Here is a 15,242-nt window from a genome sequence, read left to right on the forward strand (position 1 = left end):
GGGGTTGGCCTGTGCTTCGGTGGCGCTGACGTTTGCCTTTGAATGGCGGATGAAGCGGATGATTGGCAAGGCGGGAGTTGCGGCAAAAGTGGTGGCGCCCGTGTGATCCTTGGGGCCGCTTTGCGGCCCTTTCGCCGGCAAGCCGGCTCCCACATGGGCCGCGCAAACCTTGAAGCAAGCGCGCACTTTGTGGGAGCCGGCTTGCCGGCGATGAGGCCCTAGAGGACCTCCGCCAACTTGGGCTCGGAAGCCTGCAACAGGTACTCGATCAACTCCGCTACCGGCAATGGCCGGCTGACCAAAAAGCCCTGCACCTGGTCGCATCCGAACTCACGCAGCAACGCCATCTGTTCTTCGCTCTCGACGCCTTCGGCCACCACCTCCAGGTTGAGGTTGTGCGCCAGGTTGATCATCGCGTGCACCAGCTTGCGGTTCTCCTCGCGCTGCTCCATGCCGCCGACGAAACTGCGGTCGACCTTGAGCAGGGTGATCGGCAGGCTGTTCAGGTGCACGAACGAAGAGAAACCGGTACCGAAGTCGTCCAGCGAGAAGCGCACACCGAGGCGCCCGAGGGCATCCATGGTCTGGCGTACCAGCTCGTTGCGGCGCATCACCGCGGTTTCGGTCAGTTCGAACTCCAGCCAGCGCGCATCGACGCCATGCTCGACGATCAGCCGGCTCAGGGTGGCCAGCAACTGGCTGTCCTGGAACTGGCGGAAGCTCAGGTTCACTGCCATGTGCAACGGCTGCAGGCCGCGTTCGCGCAAGGCCTGCATATCGCTCAGGGCACGGGAAATCACCCAGTAGCCCAGCGGCACGATCAGCCCGCTCTGCTCGGCCAGCGGCACGAACTCGCTGGGCGGCAGCAGGCCGCGTTCCGGGTGGTTCCAGCGCACCAGGGCCTCGAGGCCGACGATGCGGCCGTCGGCCAGGTTCAGCCGTGGCTGGTAGTGCAGCTCCAGCTCGTCGCGGCGCAGGGCGCGGCGCAGTTCGCTTTCCAGGTCGGCGAGGCTGCGGGCATTGCGGTTGATGCGCTCGTTGAACACATGGAAGGTGCAGCCCTGGCTGCCCTTGGCCTGGCGCATGGCAATGTGCGCATGCCACATCAGCGGGTCGGCACCGGCCTGGGCGCGGGCGTGGGCGATGCCCAGGCTGCAGCCGAGCAGCAGGCTTTCGCCATCGATCCAGTAGGGTTCGGTCAGGGCTTCGGTGATGCGTTCGGCGATCCATTCGGCGCGGTTGGCGTCGCGGCGGGTGTCGATCAGCAAGGCGAACTCGTCACTGCCCAGGCGCGCCAGTTGGTCGGTGGCCTCGAGTTGGCTCTTGAGCCGTGCCACCACCTGCAGGATCAGGCGATCGCCGCCCTGGTGGCCGAGGGCATCGTTGACGTGGCGGAAGTTGTCGAGGTCGAGGTGGCCCAGGGCCAGGCCGCGGCCTTCGTTTTCGGCCAGCCGCGTGGTCAGCAGGGCCTGGAAGCCCTGGCGGTTGGCGATGCCGGTCAGCGGGTCCTGCTCGGCAAGGCGTTGCAGGGTGGCGACCAGCACACCGCGTTCGCGCACGTGGCGCAGGGAGCGGCGCAGGGTGTCGGTGCAGAGCTGCGCCAGCACCAGCCAGTCGCTGACGCCCACCGGCGTGCCGGCAGGCTCGTGCTCCAGCAGCAGGATGGTCGGCAGCTCACAGCGCCCCGGGGCCGGCTGCAGTTCGGGGGTGGCCAGCACCACGGCCTGGCGGTCGTTGGCGAACAGGCTGTCGACCGCTGCCCAGCTCGGCGCGGTCAGCAGCACCGCACTCCCACCCAGAGGCTGCAGGCATTCGCGCAAACGTGCGGCCCATTCCGGCTCATCGGCCAACAGCAGCAAACGCAGGGGTTCGGCGGGCGTGGACAAGCGGGCTCCTTAGGCGTGGACGGTGGAACGGCGGGGGCGGTGTATCCTACCGCAACAAATGAAAATGATTTTCACTTTTAGTCATGGCCGTCCTTGACCAGCGCCCCGACGCATTTTGACGTGCATCCTGCGCGAAACCCGCGCAACCGGCAAACGGGATTTCGGGGAATTGCATGGCGCTTGGCAGTATCGCCCTGCCAGCCGGTGAAAAACCCCGCCTGGCAGGCGGTAAAAGGTTGACTCACACGTCAGACGGTCGCGCCACAACCGCTTGATGCCTGTTAGAATGCGCGGCTATTTTCTGGCGACCCCCGGTTTCTAGCATGTCCCGACTCAATCCCCGGCAACAGGAAGCCCGAGACTACGTTGGCGGCCCTCTTTTGGTGCTCGCTGGTGCAGGCTCGGGCAAGACCAGCGTGATCACGCGCAAGATTGCCCACCTCATCCAGAACTGCGGCATCCGTGCCCAGTACATCGTGGCGATGACCTTTACCAACAAGGCCGCCCGCGAGATGAAGGAACGGGTCGGCACCCTGCTGCGTCCGGGGGAAGGCCGTGGCCTGACGGTGTGCACCTTCCACAACCTGGGCCTGAACATCATCCGCAAGGAGCACGAGCGCCTGGGCTACAAGCCGGGCTTCTCGATCTTCGACGAGTCCGACATCAAGGCATTGCTGTCGGACATCATGCAGAAGGAATACTCCGGCGACGACGGCATCGACGAGATCAAGAACATGATCGGTGCCTGGAAGAACGACCTGATCCTGCCGCCCGAGGCACTGGAAAAAGCGCGCAACCCGCGCGAGCAGACCGCCGCCATCGTCTACACCCACTACCAGCGCACGCTCAAGGCGTTCAACGCGGTGGACTTCGACGACCTGATCCTGCAACCGGTCAAGCTGTTCCAGGAGCACCCCGAGGTGCTCGAGCGCTGGCAGAACCGCGTACGCTACCTGCTGGTGGACGAATACCAGGACACCAACGCCAGCCAGTACCTGCTGGTGAAGATGCTGATCGGCATGCGCAACCAGTTCACCGTGGTGGGTGACGACGACCAGTCGATCTACGCCTGGCGCGGCGCACGGCCAGAGAACCTGATGCTGCTCAAGGAGGACTACCCCTCCCTGAAGATCGTCATGCTCGAACAGAACTACCGCTCCACCAGCCGCATCCTGCGCTGCGCCAACGTGCTGATCGCCAACAACCCCCATGCCTTCGAGAAACAGCTGTGGAGCGAGATGGGCGTGGGCGACGAGATCCGCGTGATCCGCTGCAAGAACGAGGAAGCCGAGGCCGAACGCGTGGCCATGGAGATCCTCACCCTGCACCTGCGCACCAACCGCCCGTACAGCGACTTCGCCATCCTCTACCGCGGCAACTACCAGGCCAAGCTGATCGAACTGAAGCTGCAGCACCACCAGGTGCCGTATCGCCTGTCGGGCGGCAACAGCTTCTTCGGCCGCCAGGAAGTGAAGGACCTGATGGCCTACCTGCGCCTGCTGGTGAACCCGGACGATGACAACGCCTACCTGCGGGTGATCAACGTGCCGCGCCGCGAGATCGGCTCGACCACCCTGGAAAAGCTCGGCAACTACGCCACCGAGCGCGGTGTGTCGATGTACGCCGCCAGCGAGGAGCTGGGCCTGGGCGAGCACCTGGACGCGCGCTATACCGAACGCCTGCAGCGCTTCAAGCACTGGCTCGACGGGGTGCGCCACAAGGTGGCCCTGGACGAGCCGATCGCCGCGCTGCACGAGATGATCCGCGACATCGACTACGAGAACTGGATCCGCCAGCAGACCGCCAGCGACAAGGCGGCGGAGTTCCGCATCAGCAACGTCTGGTTCCTGGTCGAAGCGCTGAAGAACACCCTCGAGAAGGACGAAGAGGGTGACATGACCATCGAGGACGCCATCGGCAAGCTGGTGCTGCGCGACATGCTCGAGCGCCAGCAGGAAGAGGAAGAAAACGCCGAGGGCGTGCAGATGATGACCCTGCATGCCTCCAAGGGCCTGGAATTCCCCTACGTGTTCATCATGGGCATGGAGGAGGAGATCCTCCCCCACCGCTCGAGCATCGAGGCCGACACCATCGAAGAAGAACGCCGCCTGGCCTACGTGGGCATCACCCGCGCGCGCCAGACCCTGGCCTTCACCTTCGCCGCCAAGCGCAAGCAGTACGGCGAAATCATCGACTGCACGCCGAGCCGGTTCCTCGATGAGCTGCCGCCGGACGACCTGGCCTGGGAAGGCCTGGATGATGCGCCTGTTGAAGTGAAAGCCGCGCGGGGCAACAACGCGCTGGCCGATATCCGGGCCATGCTCAAACGCTGATCAACCATTACTCTTTAACTTTGCCGCTATTTGCGGCCACCTTTGTTACATCGGAGACACACAGTGGAAGCACTGCAGCAGAAGATTCGCGAAGAAGGCATCGTGCTTTCCGATCAGGTCCTGAAAGTCGATGCGTTTCTCAACCACCAGATCGACCCGGCGCTGATGCAGCTGATCGGTGACGAGTTCGCCCGCCTGTTCGCCGACTCCGGCGTGACCAAGATCGTCACCATCGAAGCCTCGGGGATTGCCCCGGCGGTGATGGCTGGCCTGAAGCTGGGCGTGCCGGTGATCTTCGCCCGCAAGCACCAGTCGCTGACCCTGACCGAGAACCTGCTGACCGCCAAGGTGTACTCCTTCACCAAGCAGACCGAGAACACCGTGGCCATATCGCCGCGCCACCTCAACAGCAGCGACCGCGTGCTGGTGATCGACGACTTCCTGGCCAACGGCAAGGCGTCCCAGGCGCTGATCTCGATCATCAAGCAGGCCGGCGCTACCGTGGCCGGCCTGGGCATCGTCATCGAGAAGTCGTTCCAGGGCGGCCGTGCCGAGCTGGACAGCCAGGGCTACCGCGTTGAATCGCTGGCCCGGGTGAAGTCGCTGGAAGGTGGGGTCGTTACTTTCATCGAGTGATGGCCATTGGGGCCGCTTTGCGGCCCTTTCCGGCCGGTCCGGCCGGAAAGGGCTGCGCAGCAGCCCCGGCGATCACCGGGTTGCCGCCAACCCCGCCAGCAGCAACCGCTGGTACAGCTCCTCCTTCAGCCCCTGCGGCTGCGCAAGCCCCATGCGCGCCAACTGCGCCGCATAGGCCTCGGGCGCCGGTGCGTCCAGTGCCGCCTTGCCCAGCTCCAGCACCTCGCTCAGCTTGAACTTGCTCTTCAACCAGTTCAGCGCCCGCAACAGGTCGCGCTCCTGCGCCGTGAAGTCGCTGCCCAGCGGGTACTCCGGGAACAGCCGTGCATGCCGCGCACGGATCGCCTCCAGGCGCTCGGGGATGTTGTCGCGGTAGCGCTCGTCCAGCTCGAAGTCTTTCGCCAGCTTGCCCGCCGCCTTGGCCTGCTCCATCAGCTGCGCCTGGAAGCGTGAATCACTGATCGCCAGAAGGCGCACGATGCATTCGTTGTCGGTTTGCCCGCGCAGGTCGGCGATGCCGTACTCGGTGATCACGACATCGCGCAGGTGCCGGGGAATGGTGCAGTGGCCGTAGGTCCAGAACAGGTTGGAGCTGACCTCCCCGCCCGCCTCGCGCCAGCTGCGCAGCAGCAGCACCGAACGCCCGCCCTCCAGGGCATGGCCCTGGGCGACGAAATTGTACTGACCGCCCACACCGCTGAGCACCCGGCCATCCTCGAGCTGGTCGGCCACGCCGGCGCCAAGCAGGGTCATGCCGAACGCCGTGTTGATGAAGCGCGCATCGCGGCGCTGGCGGCGTTTGAGTGCCTCCTGGCCGTACAGCTCGTTGATGAAGCTGATGCGGGTCATGGCGAACTGTGCGCGCTGCGCCAGCGGCATGTCGCGCAGGCGCTGGTAGAACGCCCGCGGGCCTAGGAAGAAGCCGCCGTGTACCAGCACGCCCTGCTCGTCCGCCGGGCGCCGCACCACGCCGGCCTCGGCCAGGGCCAACAGGCCGTTGACGAACATCTCGCTGCAGCCGTACAGGCCCTGGGCGAAGGTATCCAGGCCCCCTTCCCGCTCGATCAGCGCCTGCCACGGGCCTATGTCCAACGCTTCGAGCAAGGCCCGGTAACCGTCGTTGTCACCCTGGCGCGCCAGCAAGGCGGCGGCCACGGCATCGCCCATGGCGCCGATGCCGATCTGCAAGGTGCCGCCGTCGCGCACCAGGGTGCTGGCGTGCAGGCCGATGCAGTGGTCCTGGGTCGAGACCGGCATGTTCGGTGTGGAGAACAGCCGGCGTTGCTCGGGCTCGTCGATCAGCAGGTCGAAGGCGTCGATGGCCAGCTCCGAGTCACCGGGCATGTAGGGCAGTTCGCTGTGCACCTGGCCGAGCAGCAGGATGGTTTCACCGGCTGCGCGGCGCTTTTCGATCATTGGCAGCAGGTCGAGGGTGATGTCGGGGTTGCAGGCCAGGCTGAGGTGACCGGAGCGTTCGGGCGTGGCGGCCACCAACTGGGCCACCAGGTTCAGGCCCTTGGCGTTGATGTCGCGGGCGGCGTGGCTGTAGTTGCTGCTGACGTAGTCCTGCTGCGCCGAAACGCTGTGCAGCAGGCTGCCCGGCTGCATGAAGAACTGCTCGACGCGGATGTTCGGTGGCAGGCTGTCGGCGCGCAGGTCGGCGACGTAGGTGAGCTCTTCATAGTCGGCGAATACGCGCTCGACGAAGGGTTCGAGGAAGCGCCGTTGCAGGCCATCGCCCAAGGGCGGGCGGCCGAGGGACAGGGCGGTGTAGATCGTCAGCGAGCGCTCGGGCAGGTCGCGAATTCGCGCATAAAGCGCGTTGACGAAAGCGTTGGGTTTGCCAAGGCCCAGCGGCAGGCCCATGTGGATGTGGGCCGGCAGGCGGGCCAGGACTTGCTCGACAGCCTGGTCGATGGAGCAGAGGTGCATCGGGGCCTCCTGAGACATCCATGGGTTCAGGGGTTGGACATGGCGCTAGCGGCTTGGTTGCCTGTGCCGGCCCTTTCGCGGCTTTAGCCGCGAAAGGGCCGGTACAGCCACCACAAAAGCAAAGCCCGCCAATAATGGCGGGCCTCATGCAATTCAGCTGTATCTCACAGCCCGGACATCTTCTTGATCGCCCCTTTCAGATCATCATCCGAGCAATCCGCGCAGGTGCCCTTCGGCGGCATGGCGTTGATCCCGGTAATGGCCTTGGCCAGGATGCCGTCGAGGCCGCCCTGGTGGTCGGCGCGTTCTTTCCAGGCCGCGGTGTCACCGATTTTCGGCGCGCCCAGCAGGCCGCTGCCATGGCAGGCGTTGCAGTGCTTGGCGATGATGTCGTCGGGGGTCTTGGCACCGCCGCCGCCAGCGCTGGCGACCACTTCCATGCCCTTGCATTCCTGGCCCTGGACGCAGACCTGCCCTACCGGTGCCAGGCGCTTGGCGATCTCGTCGTTGGTCGCAGCGGTTGCGCTGATTGCCCAAAGGGCGAATACGGCTGCTGGTACGGCCAGCATCTTCTTGATTTGGTTCACACGTACACCCTCATGGTGGCTAATCACGCTCGCGGCCACGGAATAGCGAGCGTTGAAAAGTATAGCGGCACTCCTGAAAGCGTGGAACGACCACACTCGGGGAAAGGGTATTGGCGAATCAATGCACTGCGCTGGATCAAAAGTTCGACGGGGTGGCCGCACTGATCAAGCGGGCAGGCTCTGCGAACGGGTTGCGGAAGCGGTGCGGGCGGGTGCTTTCGAAGTAGTAGCTGTCGCCGGCTTCGAGGATGAAGATCTCGGTGCCGACCACCAGCTCCAGGCGCCCTTCCAGGAGGATGCCGGTCTCTTCACCGTCATGGGTGAGCATCTCTTCGCCGGTGTCGGCGCCGGGCGGGTACACCTCGTTGAGGAAGGCGATGGCGCGGTTGGGGTGCGACTTGCCGACCAGTTTCATGGTCACCGCTCCGTCGGAGATGTCGATCAGCTCGTGGGCCTTGTAGACGATCTGCGTGGGGCTTTCCGGGGCCAGTTCGACCGAAAAGAACTCGACCATGGACATCGGGATGCCGCTCAGCACCTTGCGCAGGGAACTGATGGAGGGGCTCACGCTGTTCTTCTCGATCATCGAGATGGTGCTGTTGGTCACCCCGGCGCGTTTGGCGAGTTCGCGCTGGGACAGGCCCTTGAGCTTGCGGATGGCTTGCAGTCGTTCACCGACGTCCAAAGCGTGGGCCTCCAGGAAGGGGTCAGGTGGGGATGTGTGAACGATATGATGGCAATGCCGTTCAGTATTTACAACACACCACCCCACAGCCTGTCCGCTTCGGCGCCTTATTCGCCGATATAGTCCCGCGGCACGCGCTTCAGGTTGCAGAAGATCTGGTAGGGGATGGTACCGGCCTGCAGCGCCACGTCGCTGGCCAGCACCTGCTTGCCCCACAGCTCGACCGGGCTGCCGACGGTGGCTTCGGGCACCTCGGTGAGGTCGATGCAGAGCATGTCCATCGACACTCGGCCGATCAGTTGGGCGCGCTTGCCGGCGACCACCACGGGCGTGCCGGTGGGTGCCTGGCGCGGGTAGCCGTCGGCATAGCCCATGGCGACCACGCCGACCCGGGTCGGGCGAGGGCTGACAAACTTGGCGCCATAGCCCACCGGCTCGCCGGCCGGCAGCTCACGCACGCTGATCACCCGCGATTGCAGGGTCATCACCGGTTGCAGGCGGGCGGCCTGGGCCTGCTCCACTTCGAACGGGGTGGCGCCGTACAGCATGATGCCCGGGCGCACCCAGTCGCTCTTGATGCTCGGCCAGCCCAGCACCGCCGGCGAGTTGCGCAGGCTGCACTCGGCGCTGAGGCCCTGGCGGGCCGCTTCGAACACCGCCACTTGCTGCTCGGTGGCCGTGGCGTCGAGTTCGTCGGCGCGGGCGAAGTGGCTCATCAGCACGATGCGCGACACCTTGCCGCTGGCCAGCAGGCGTTGGTAAGCGTTGTGGTAGTCCTTGGGGTGCACGCCGACCCGGTGCATGCCGGTGTCCATCTTCAACCAGATGGTCAGCGGCTTGTGCACCGCGGTCTTTTCCAGCGCTTCGAGCTGCCACAGCGAATGCACCACGCACCACAGGTCATGCTCGGCGATCAGTGCCAGCTCGCTGGCCTCGAAGAAGCCTTCGAGCAGCAGCACCGGTGCCTTGATGCCGGCCGCGCGCAGTTCCAATGCCTCTTCGATGCAGGCCACGGCAAAACCGTCGGCCTCGGTTTCCAGGGCCAGGGCGCAACGCACCGCGCCATGGCCATAGGCGTCGGCCTTGACCACGGCCAGGGCCTTGGCACCGGTCAGCTCACGGGCCAGGCGGTAGTTGTGACGGAGGGCTTGGAGGTCGATCAGGGCACGGGCGGGACGCATGGCGGCAGCCTTCTGGCAGTTCTGGTTATCAGTAAAGCCCCGGCGCGGCGAGTGGGGGTAGGTACCCACCGCACCGGGGTGAGGGAACAGGTCGATCAGTGTTTGCTTGTTCGCGGCTGAAGCCGCTCCCACAGGGATCGCACTTGCTGTGGGAGCGGCTTTAGCCGGTACAGGCGCCCGCTTACTGGTGCGCCGGCGCCGGCTGGCCTTGGCTGGCCGCTTCGCGGCTGTTGCCATAGCGCGAGATGTCCAGGCCTTCGGCGCTGATCTGCGGCTTCTTGCGCGCGATCAGGTCGGCCAGCAGGCGGCCGGAGCCGCACGCCATGGTCCAGCCCAGGGTGCCGTGACCGGTGTTGAGGAACAGGTTACGGAACCGGGTGGCGCCCACGATCGGCGTGCCGTCCGGGGTGGCCGGGCGCAGGCCGGTCCAGAAACTGGCCTGGCTCAGGTCGCCGCCGCGAGGATAAAGGTCGTTGACGATCATCTCCAGCGTTTCGCGTCGACGCGGGTTCAGCGACAGGTCAAAACCGGCGATCTCCGCCATGCCGCCGACGCGGATACGGTTGTCGAAACGGGTGATCGCCACCTTGTAGGTTTCGTCGAGGATGGTCGAGGTCGGCGCCATGTCGCCATCGGTGATCGGCACGGTCAGCGAGTAGCCCTTGAGCGGGTACACCGGGGCCTTGATGCCCAGCGGCTTGAGCAGTTGCGGCGAGTAGCTGCCCAGGGCCAGCACGTAGCGGTCGGCGGTTTCCAGCTTGCCGTCGATCCACACGCCATTGATGCGGTCACCGGCGAAGTCCAGGCGCTGGATGTCCTGGCCGAAGCGGAACTCGACACCCAGCTTGACGGCCATGTCGGCCAGCTTGGTGGTGAACAGCTGGCAGTCGCCGGTCTGGTCGTTGGGCAGGCGCAGGGCACCGGCAAGGATGTCCTTCACACCGGCCAGGGCCGGTTCGACGCGGGCGATGCCGTCGCGGTCGAGCAGCTCATACGGCACGCCGGACTGCTCCAGCACGGCGATGTCCTTGGCGGCGGCATCCACCTGGGCCTGGGTGCGGAACAGCTGGGTAGTACCCAGGCTGCGGTTCTCGTAAGCGATGCCGGTTTCGGCGCGCAGCTCGTCGAGGCAGTCGCGGCTGTACTCGGACAGGCGCACCATGCGCTCCTTGTTCACCGCGTAGCGGCTGGCGGTGCAGTTGCGCAGCATCTGCGCCATCCACAGGTACTGGTCGACGTCGCCGGTAAGCTTGATGGCCAGGGGGGCGTGGCGCTCCAGCAGCCACTTGATGGCCTTGAGCGGCACGCCCGGGGCGGCCCACGGCGAGGCATAGCCGGGCGAGATCTGGCCTGCGTTGGCGAAGCTGGTTTCCATGGCCACCGCCGGCTGGCGATCGACCACTGTGACTTCGAAACCTTGCCGGGCCAGATAGTAGGCACTGGCGGTCCCGATTACACCGCTACCTAGTACCAGTACTCGCATTGTTCATCCCTCGCACGCGGCTCGCCGCAGTCTTTTGTTGATATGGCATGGATGCGCGCATTGTATGAAGGACAGCCCAGTGCAATTCACTATATAAACGCCTATATTTGGCGAGAATTCTCGGCGAAATCGCCTTTGACGGAGGGGCATCCCCTATGAGAACCCAGCACCAGAGCAAGCGTGAACTGGACAAGATCGACCGCAACATCCTGCGGATCCTGCAGAATGACGGCCGCATCTCGTTCACCGAACTGGGCGAGAAAGTCGGGCTGTCGACCACCCCCTGCACCGAGCGCGTGCGCCGCCTGGAGCGCGAGGGGATCATCATGGGCTACAACGCCCGGCTCAATCCGCAGCACCTCAAGGGCAGCCTGCTGGTGTTCGTCGAGATCAGCCTGGACTACAAGTCCGGCGACACCTTCGAGGAGTTCCGCCGTGCCGTGCTCAAGCTGCCCCACGTGCTGGAGTGCCACCTGGTGTCGGGCGATTTCGACTACCTGGTGAAGGCGCGCATCTCGGAGATGGCGTCGTACCGCAAGCTGCTGGGCGACATCCTGCTCAAGCTGCCGCACGTGCGCGAGTCGAAGAGCTACATCGTGATGGAAGAAGTGAAAGAGAGCCTGTGCCTGCCGATCCCGGACTGAGGCGTCAGACCAGCACCTGGCGGGTGCTGGCGATATAGGTGTGGACCAGCTGCTCGGCCGCCGGGTCGATCGGCTGCTCAGGGCCACGGCCACGCGGGCAGGCCATGCGCGGGGTGGTGCCGAACAGGCGGCAGATCATTGGGCGCTCTTCATACACCGTGCAGCCATCCGGGCCCAGGTGCACGCAGTCCAGGCGCTCCAACGCGGCGTCCTGTTCGGCCTGGGGCTTGCGCGGCAGGCGGGCCATTTCTTCGGCCGAGGTGGTGACCGGGCCGCAGCAGTCGTGGCAGCCGGGGACGCACTCGAATGAAGGGATGAGTTCGCGCAGGAAGTGGATTTTGTGGCGGTTGCAGGACATGGCGGTGGATCTGGAAGAGTTGCGCTGGATTATACGGCCAATCGACGGCAGGCCGGCTCCCACAAAGATCAGCGGTGGCCTGTGGGAGCCGGCTTGCCGGCGATGAGGTCAGTTGCCTATCCTCCCCCTTTCGCCTCAGCCCCGGGAATCGACAGATGATCCACAGCGCGCAGCACGCCGCCTCCTACTATGCCGCCAGCAGCGCGCCACACCCCGACCATCCCTACCTGCAGGGCGAGCACAGCGCCGACGTGTGCATCGTCGGCGGTGGCTATTCGGGGCTGAACACCGCCATCGAACTGGCCGAGCGCGGCCTGTCGGTGATCCTGCTGGAAGCCCGCAAGCTGGGATGGGGCGCCAGCGGGCGCAACGGGGGCCAGCTGATTCGCGGGGTCGGCCATGGCCTGGAGCAGTTCCTCCCGGTGATTGGCGAGGACGGTGTACGCAGCCTGCGCTTGATGGGCCTGGAGGCCGTGGAGATCGTCCGTGAACGGGTCGAGCGCCACGCCATCGACTGCGACCTGACCTGGGGCTACTGCGACCTGGCCAACAAGCCCGCCGAACTGCAGGGTTTTGCCGAGGACGCCGAGGAACTGCGCAGCCTGGGCTATCGCCACGAGCTACGCCTGGTGCAGCCCGGCGACATGCATTCGGTGGTCGGCTCGGACCGCTATGTCGGCGGCCTGATCGACATGGGCTCGGGGCACCTGCACCCGCTCAACCTGGCGCTCGGTGAAGCCGCTGCCGCCAGCCGCCTGGGCGTGCAGTTGTTCGAGCAATCGGAGGTCACCCGCATCGAGTACGGCCCTGAAGTCAAAGTGCACACCGCCCAGGGCCGGGTCCGCGCCAAGACCCTGGTGCTGTGCTGCAACGCCTACCACAACGACCTCAACCGCGAACTGGGCGGCAAGGTGCTGCCGGCCGGCAGCTACATCATCGCCACCGAGCCGTTGGGCGAGGAGCGCGCGCGCCAACTGCTGCCACAGAACATGGCGGTGTGCGACCAGCGCGTGGCGCTGGACTACTACCGGTTGTCCGCCGACCACCGCCTGCTGTTCGGCGGTGCCTGCCACTATTCCGGGCGCGACCCGCGGGACATCGCCGCCTACATGCGGCCGAAGATGCTCAAGGTGTTCCCACAGCTGGCGGACGTGCGCATCGACTACCAGTGGGGCGGGATGATCGGCATCGGCGCCAACCGCCTGCCGCAGATCGGCCGCCTGGCCGGGCAGCCGAACGTCTATTACGCCCAGGCCTATTCCGGGCATGGGGTAAACGCCACCCACCTGGCCGGGCGCCTGCTCGGCGAAGCCATCAGCGGCCAGCAGAGCGGGCGTTTCGACCTGTTCGCCAAGGTGCCGCACCCGACCTTCCCCGGCGGCAAGCTGCTGCGCTCGCCGGTGCTGGCGTTGGGGATGTTGTGGTACAGGCTCAAGGAGCTGATGTAATTGGGTGTTTGGGCCCTATCGCCGGCAAGCCGGCTCCCACAGGGATGGCGCAATCTCATGATTCCCGCTGTTCCTGTGGGAGCAACTGTCTTGTGTTGCTTGCATTGGCCTCATCGCTGGCAAGCCAGCTCCCACAGGAACAGCACAGGCCTCGAAGAGGGCGCGATCCATGTGGGAGCCGGCTTGCCGGCGATAGGGCCAACCCGGACAACCCAATAGCTTGATCCCTCAATCGCGCCAGAACGGCTTGCGCGCCTCCCGGCACACCTGCTCCCAGGTCAGCCCGATATCACGCAGCTGGTAATCCTCCAACTGCAGCAAGGCCCTGCGGGTACGCCAACGATGCAGCATGAGCCCCCAGCGTCCTAACTCCGCCGGAGCGCTGTAGACCTTAGGCCGCTGCCCCGCCTCCAGCTCCGTGGCCAACAGTTGCAACCGTACATCGCTCATGCCACCCATTACCGCACCCTCCAGATCACGTCATAGCGTGCAGCAAGCATGCACGTGAGGACCATGAGCAATACAGATCCAACCCAGCCTTATTATTTCCATACAGAATTGGCGTCAGGTCGGCTGAATGGAGTATTTTCCTACAATCTGTATCGGTCCTGCCCCACAAGCTACTCAGGAGTATGCCGTGACCCTCTACCTCAACCTGGCCGAACTGCTCGGGTCGCGCATCGAACAGGGCCTGTACCGTCCCGGCCAACGCCTGCCCTCGGTGCGCGCCCTGAGCACCGAGCACGGGGTCAGCCTGAGTACCGTGCAACAGGCCTATCGGCTGCTGGAGGACAACGGCCTGGTGTCGCCACGGCCCAAGTCCGGCTACTTCGTTGCCGAGGACCGCAACCTCCCTGCCCTGCCCGATATCAGCCGCCCGGCGCAACGGCCTGTGGATATCTCTCAGTGGGAACAGGTGCTGGAACTGATACGCGCCACCCCACGCCCGGACGTGATCCAGCTGGGCCGCGGCATGCCGGATGTCGACAGCCCCACGCTCAAGCCGCTGCTGCGCAGCCTGGCGCAGCTGAGCCGGCGCCAGGACATGCCCGGCCTGTATTACGACAACATCCACGGCAACGCCCAGCTGCGCGAACAGATCGCCCGGCTGATGCTCGATTCCGGCTGCCGCCTGGGCCCGGCCGACCTGGTGGTGACCACTGGCTGCCACGAGGCGCTGTCGTGCAGCATCCGCGCGGTGTGCCAGCCCGGCGACATCGTCGCGGTCGACTCACCCAGCTTCCATGGCGCCATGCAGACCCTCAAGGGCTTAGGGATGAAGGCGCTGGAAATCCCCACCGACCCGCTCACCGGCATCAGCCTCGAAGCGCTGGAACTGGCCCTGGAGCAGTGGCCGATCAAGCTCATCCAGATCACCCCCAACTGCAACAACCCACTGGGCTACATCATGCCCGAGGCGCGCAAGAAGGCCTTGCTCACCCTGGCCCAGCGCTATGACGTGGCGATCCTCGAAGACGACGTGTATGGCGACCTGGCCTACACCTACCCGCGCCCGGCCACCATCAAGTCGTTCGACGACGATGGCCGGGTACTGCTGTGCAGCTCGTTCTCCAAGACCCTGGCACCAGGCCTGCGCATCGGCTGGGTGGCGCCGGGACGCTACCTGGAGCGGGTGCTGCACATGAAGTACATCAGCACCGGCAGCACCGCCTGCCAGCCGCAACTGGCGATTGCCGATTTCATCGCCGAGGGCCACTACCAGCCCCACCTGCGGCGCATGCGCAGCCAGTACCAGCGCGGCCGTGACCAGATGTGCGACTGGGTGACCCGTTACTTCCCGCCAGGTACCCGCGCCAGCCGGCCCCAGGGCGGTTTCATGCTGTGGGTGGAATTACCGGAAAGTTTCGACACGTTGCGCCTGAACCGGGCTTTACTGGAGCAGGGCGTGCAGATCGCCGTGGGCAGCATCTTTTCGGCCTCGGGCAAGTACCGCAATTGCCTGCGCATGAACTTCGCCGCGCGGCCGACGCCGCAGATCGAGGCCGCCGTGCGCAAGGTGGGGGAAACCGCCCATCGTCTACTGGCGGCCGAACACGCTGGCGGGTAAC

The 15,242-nt window shown here is 65.4% G+C and carries 13 protein-coding genes; 5 read left to right on the forward strand and 8 right to left on the reverse strand.

The window, feature by feature from the left end; translation table 11 throughout:
- Positions 1 to 218: 218 nt before the first annotated feature.
- Complete coding sequence (locus L6D77_RS11070) at positions 219 to 1,886, reverse strand: putative bifunctional diguanylate cyclase/phosphodiesterase (RefSeq protein WP_232883407.1); 1,668 nt, start codon at positions 1,884 to 1,886, stop codon at positions 219 to 221.
- A gap of 323 nt (positions 1,887 to 2,209) precedes the next feature.
- Between L6D77_RS11070 and rep the strand changes: the two genes are divergently transcribed.
- Both rep and L6D77_RS11080 read left to right on the forward strand, forming a co-directional pair.
- Positions 2,210 to 4,219 (forward strand): DNA helicase Rep, encoded by a 2,010-nt coding sequence (gene rep, locus L6D77_RS11075; protein WP_110992021.1) that lies wholly within the window; start codon positions 2,210 to 2,212, stop codon positions 4,217 to 4,219.
- Positions 4,220 to 4,282: 63 nt separating this feature from the next.
- Positions 4,283 to 4,855: a xanthine phosphoribosyltransferase gene (locus L6D77_RS11080; RefSeq protein ID WP_217840949.1), complete on the forward strand. Its 573-nt coding sequence runs from the start codon at positions 4,283 to 4,285 to the stop codon at positions 4,853 to 4,855.
- A 72-nt stretch (positions 4,856 to 4,927) separates the two neighbouring features.
- Here L6D77_RS11080 and L6D77_RS11085 read toward each other — a convergent pair whose 3' ends face one another.
- From L6D77_RS11085 to dadA, 5 genes are all read right to left on the reverse strand, one after another.
- Positions 4,928 to 6,787 (reverse strand): acetyl-CoA hydrolase/transferase C-terminal domain-containing protein, encoded by a 1,860-nt coding sequence (locus L6D77_RS11085; RefSeq protein WP_232883408.1) that lies wholly within the window; start codon positions 6,785 to 6,787, stop codon positions 4,928 to 4,930.
- 164 nt (positions 6,788 to 6,951) lie between these two features.
- Entirely contained in the window at positions 6,952 to 7,356 is a 405-nt protein-coding gene (locus L6D77_RS11090) for a c-type cytochrome (RefSeq protein ID WP_232883493.1), read from the reverse strand.
- 154 nt (positions 7,357 to 7,510) lie between these two features.
- Positions 7,511 to 8,059 (reverse strand): cupin domain-containing protein, encoded by a 549-nt coding sequence (locus L6D77_RS11095; RefSeq protein ID WP_110992018.1) that lies wholly within the window; start codon positions 8,057 to 8,059, stop codon positions 7,511 to 7,513.
- A gap of 107 nt (positions 8,060 to 8,166) precedes the next feature.
- Positions 8,167 to 9,240 carry an alanine racemase gene (alr, locus tag L6D77_RS11100; protein WP_232883409.1) on the reverse strand — a complete coding sequence of 358 codons (1,074 nt, stop codon included), beginning with the start codon at positions 9,238 to 9,240 and terminating at the stop codon, positions 8,167 to 8,169.
- 181 nt (positions 9,241 to 9,421) lie between these two features.
- On the reverse strand, positions 9,422 to 10,723 hold the full coding sequence (gene dadA / locus L6D77_RS11105; protein WP_232883410.1) for a D-amino acid dehydrogenase: 1,302 nt from the start codon (positions 10,721 to 10,723) through the stop codon (positions 9,422 to 9,424).
- Between the two features lie 155 nt (positions 10,724 to 10,878).
- Between dadA and dadR the strand changes: the two genes are divergently transcribed.
- Positions 10,879 to 11,367 carry a transcriptional regulator DadR gene (gene dadR / locus L6D77_RS11110; protein ID WP_003258963.1) on the forward strand — a complete coding sequence of 163 codons (489 nt, stop codon included), beginning with the start codon at positions 10,879 to 10,881 and terminating at the stop codon, positions 11,365 to 11,367.
- A gap of 4 nt (positions 11,368 to 11,371) precedes the next feature.
- On the opposite strand, the gene L6D77_RS11115 is transcribed toward dadR, so the two are convergent.
- Entirely contained in the window at positions 11,372 to 11,725 is a 354-nt protein-coding gene (locus L6D77_RS11115) for a YkgJ family cysteine cluster protein (protein WP_232883411.1), read from the reverse strand.
- 155 nt (positions 11,726 to 11,880) lie between these two features.
- On the opposite strand from L6D77_RS11115, the gene L6D77_RS11120 reads away from it, so the two are divergent.
- Positions 11,881 to 13,173: an NAD(P)/FAD-dependent oxidoreductase gene (locus tag L6D77_RS11120; protein WP_232883412.1), complete on the forward strand. Its 1,293-nt coding sequence runs from the start codon at positions 11,881 to 11,883 to the stop codon at positions 13,171 to 13,173.
- A 228-nt stretch (positions 13,174 to 13,401) separates the two neighbouring features.
- Here L6D77_RS11120 and L6D77_RS11125 read toward each other — a convergent pair whose 3' ends face one another.
- The gene (locus tag L6D77_RS11125; protein ID WP_232883413.1) at positions 13,402 to 13,632 is read right to left on the reverse strand and encodes a DUF1127 domain-containing protein; all 231 of its coding nucleotides are present in this window, start codon (positions 13,630 to 13,632) and stop codon (positions 13,402 to 13,404) included.
- Positions 13,633 to 13,810: 178 nt separating this feature from the next.
- On the opposite strand from L6D77_RS11125, the gene L6D77_RS11130 reads away from it, so the two are divergent.
- Positions 13,811 to 15,241, forward strand: coding sequence for an aminotransferase-like domain-containing protein (locus L6D77_RS11130; protein ID WP_232883414.1), 1,431 nt, complete (start codon positions 13,811 to 13,813; stop codon positions 15,239 to 15,241).
- Position 15,242 lies beyond the last annotated feature (1 nt).

This window comes from Pseudomonas parasichuanensis (assembly GCF_021601385.1).
GTDB lineage: Bacteria > Pseudomonadota > Gammaproteobacteria > Pseudomonadales > Pseudomonadaceae > Aquipseudomonas > Aquipseudomonas parasichuanensis.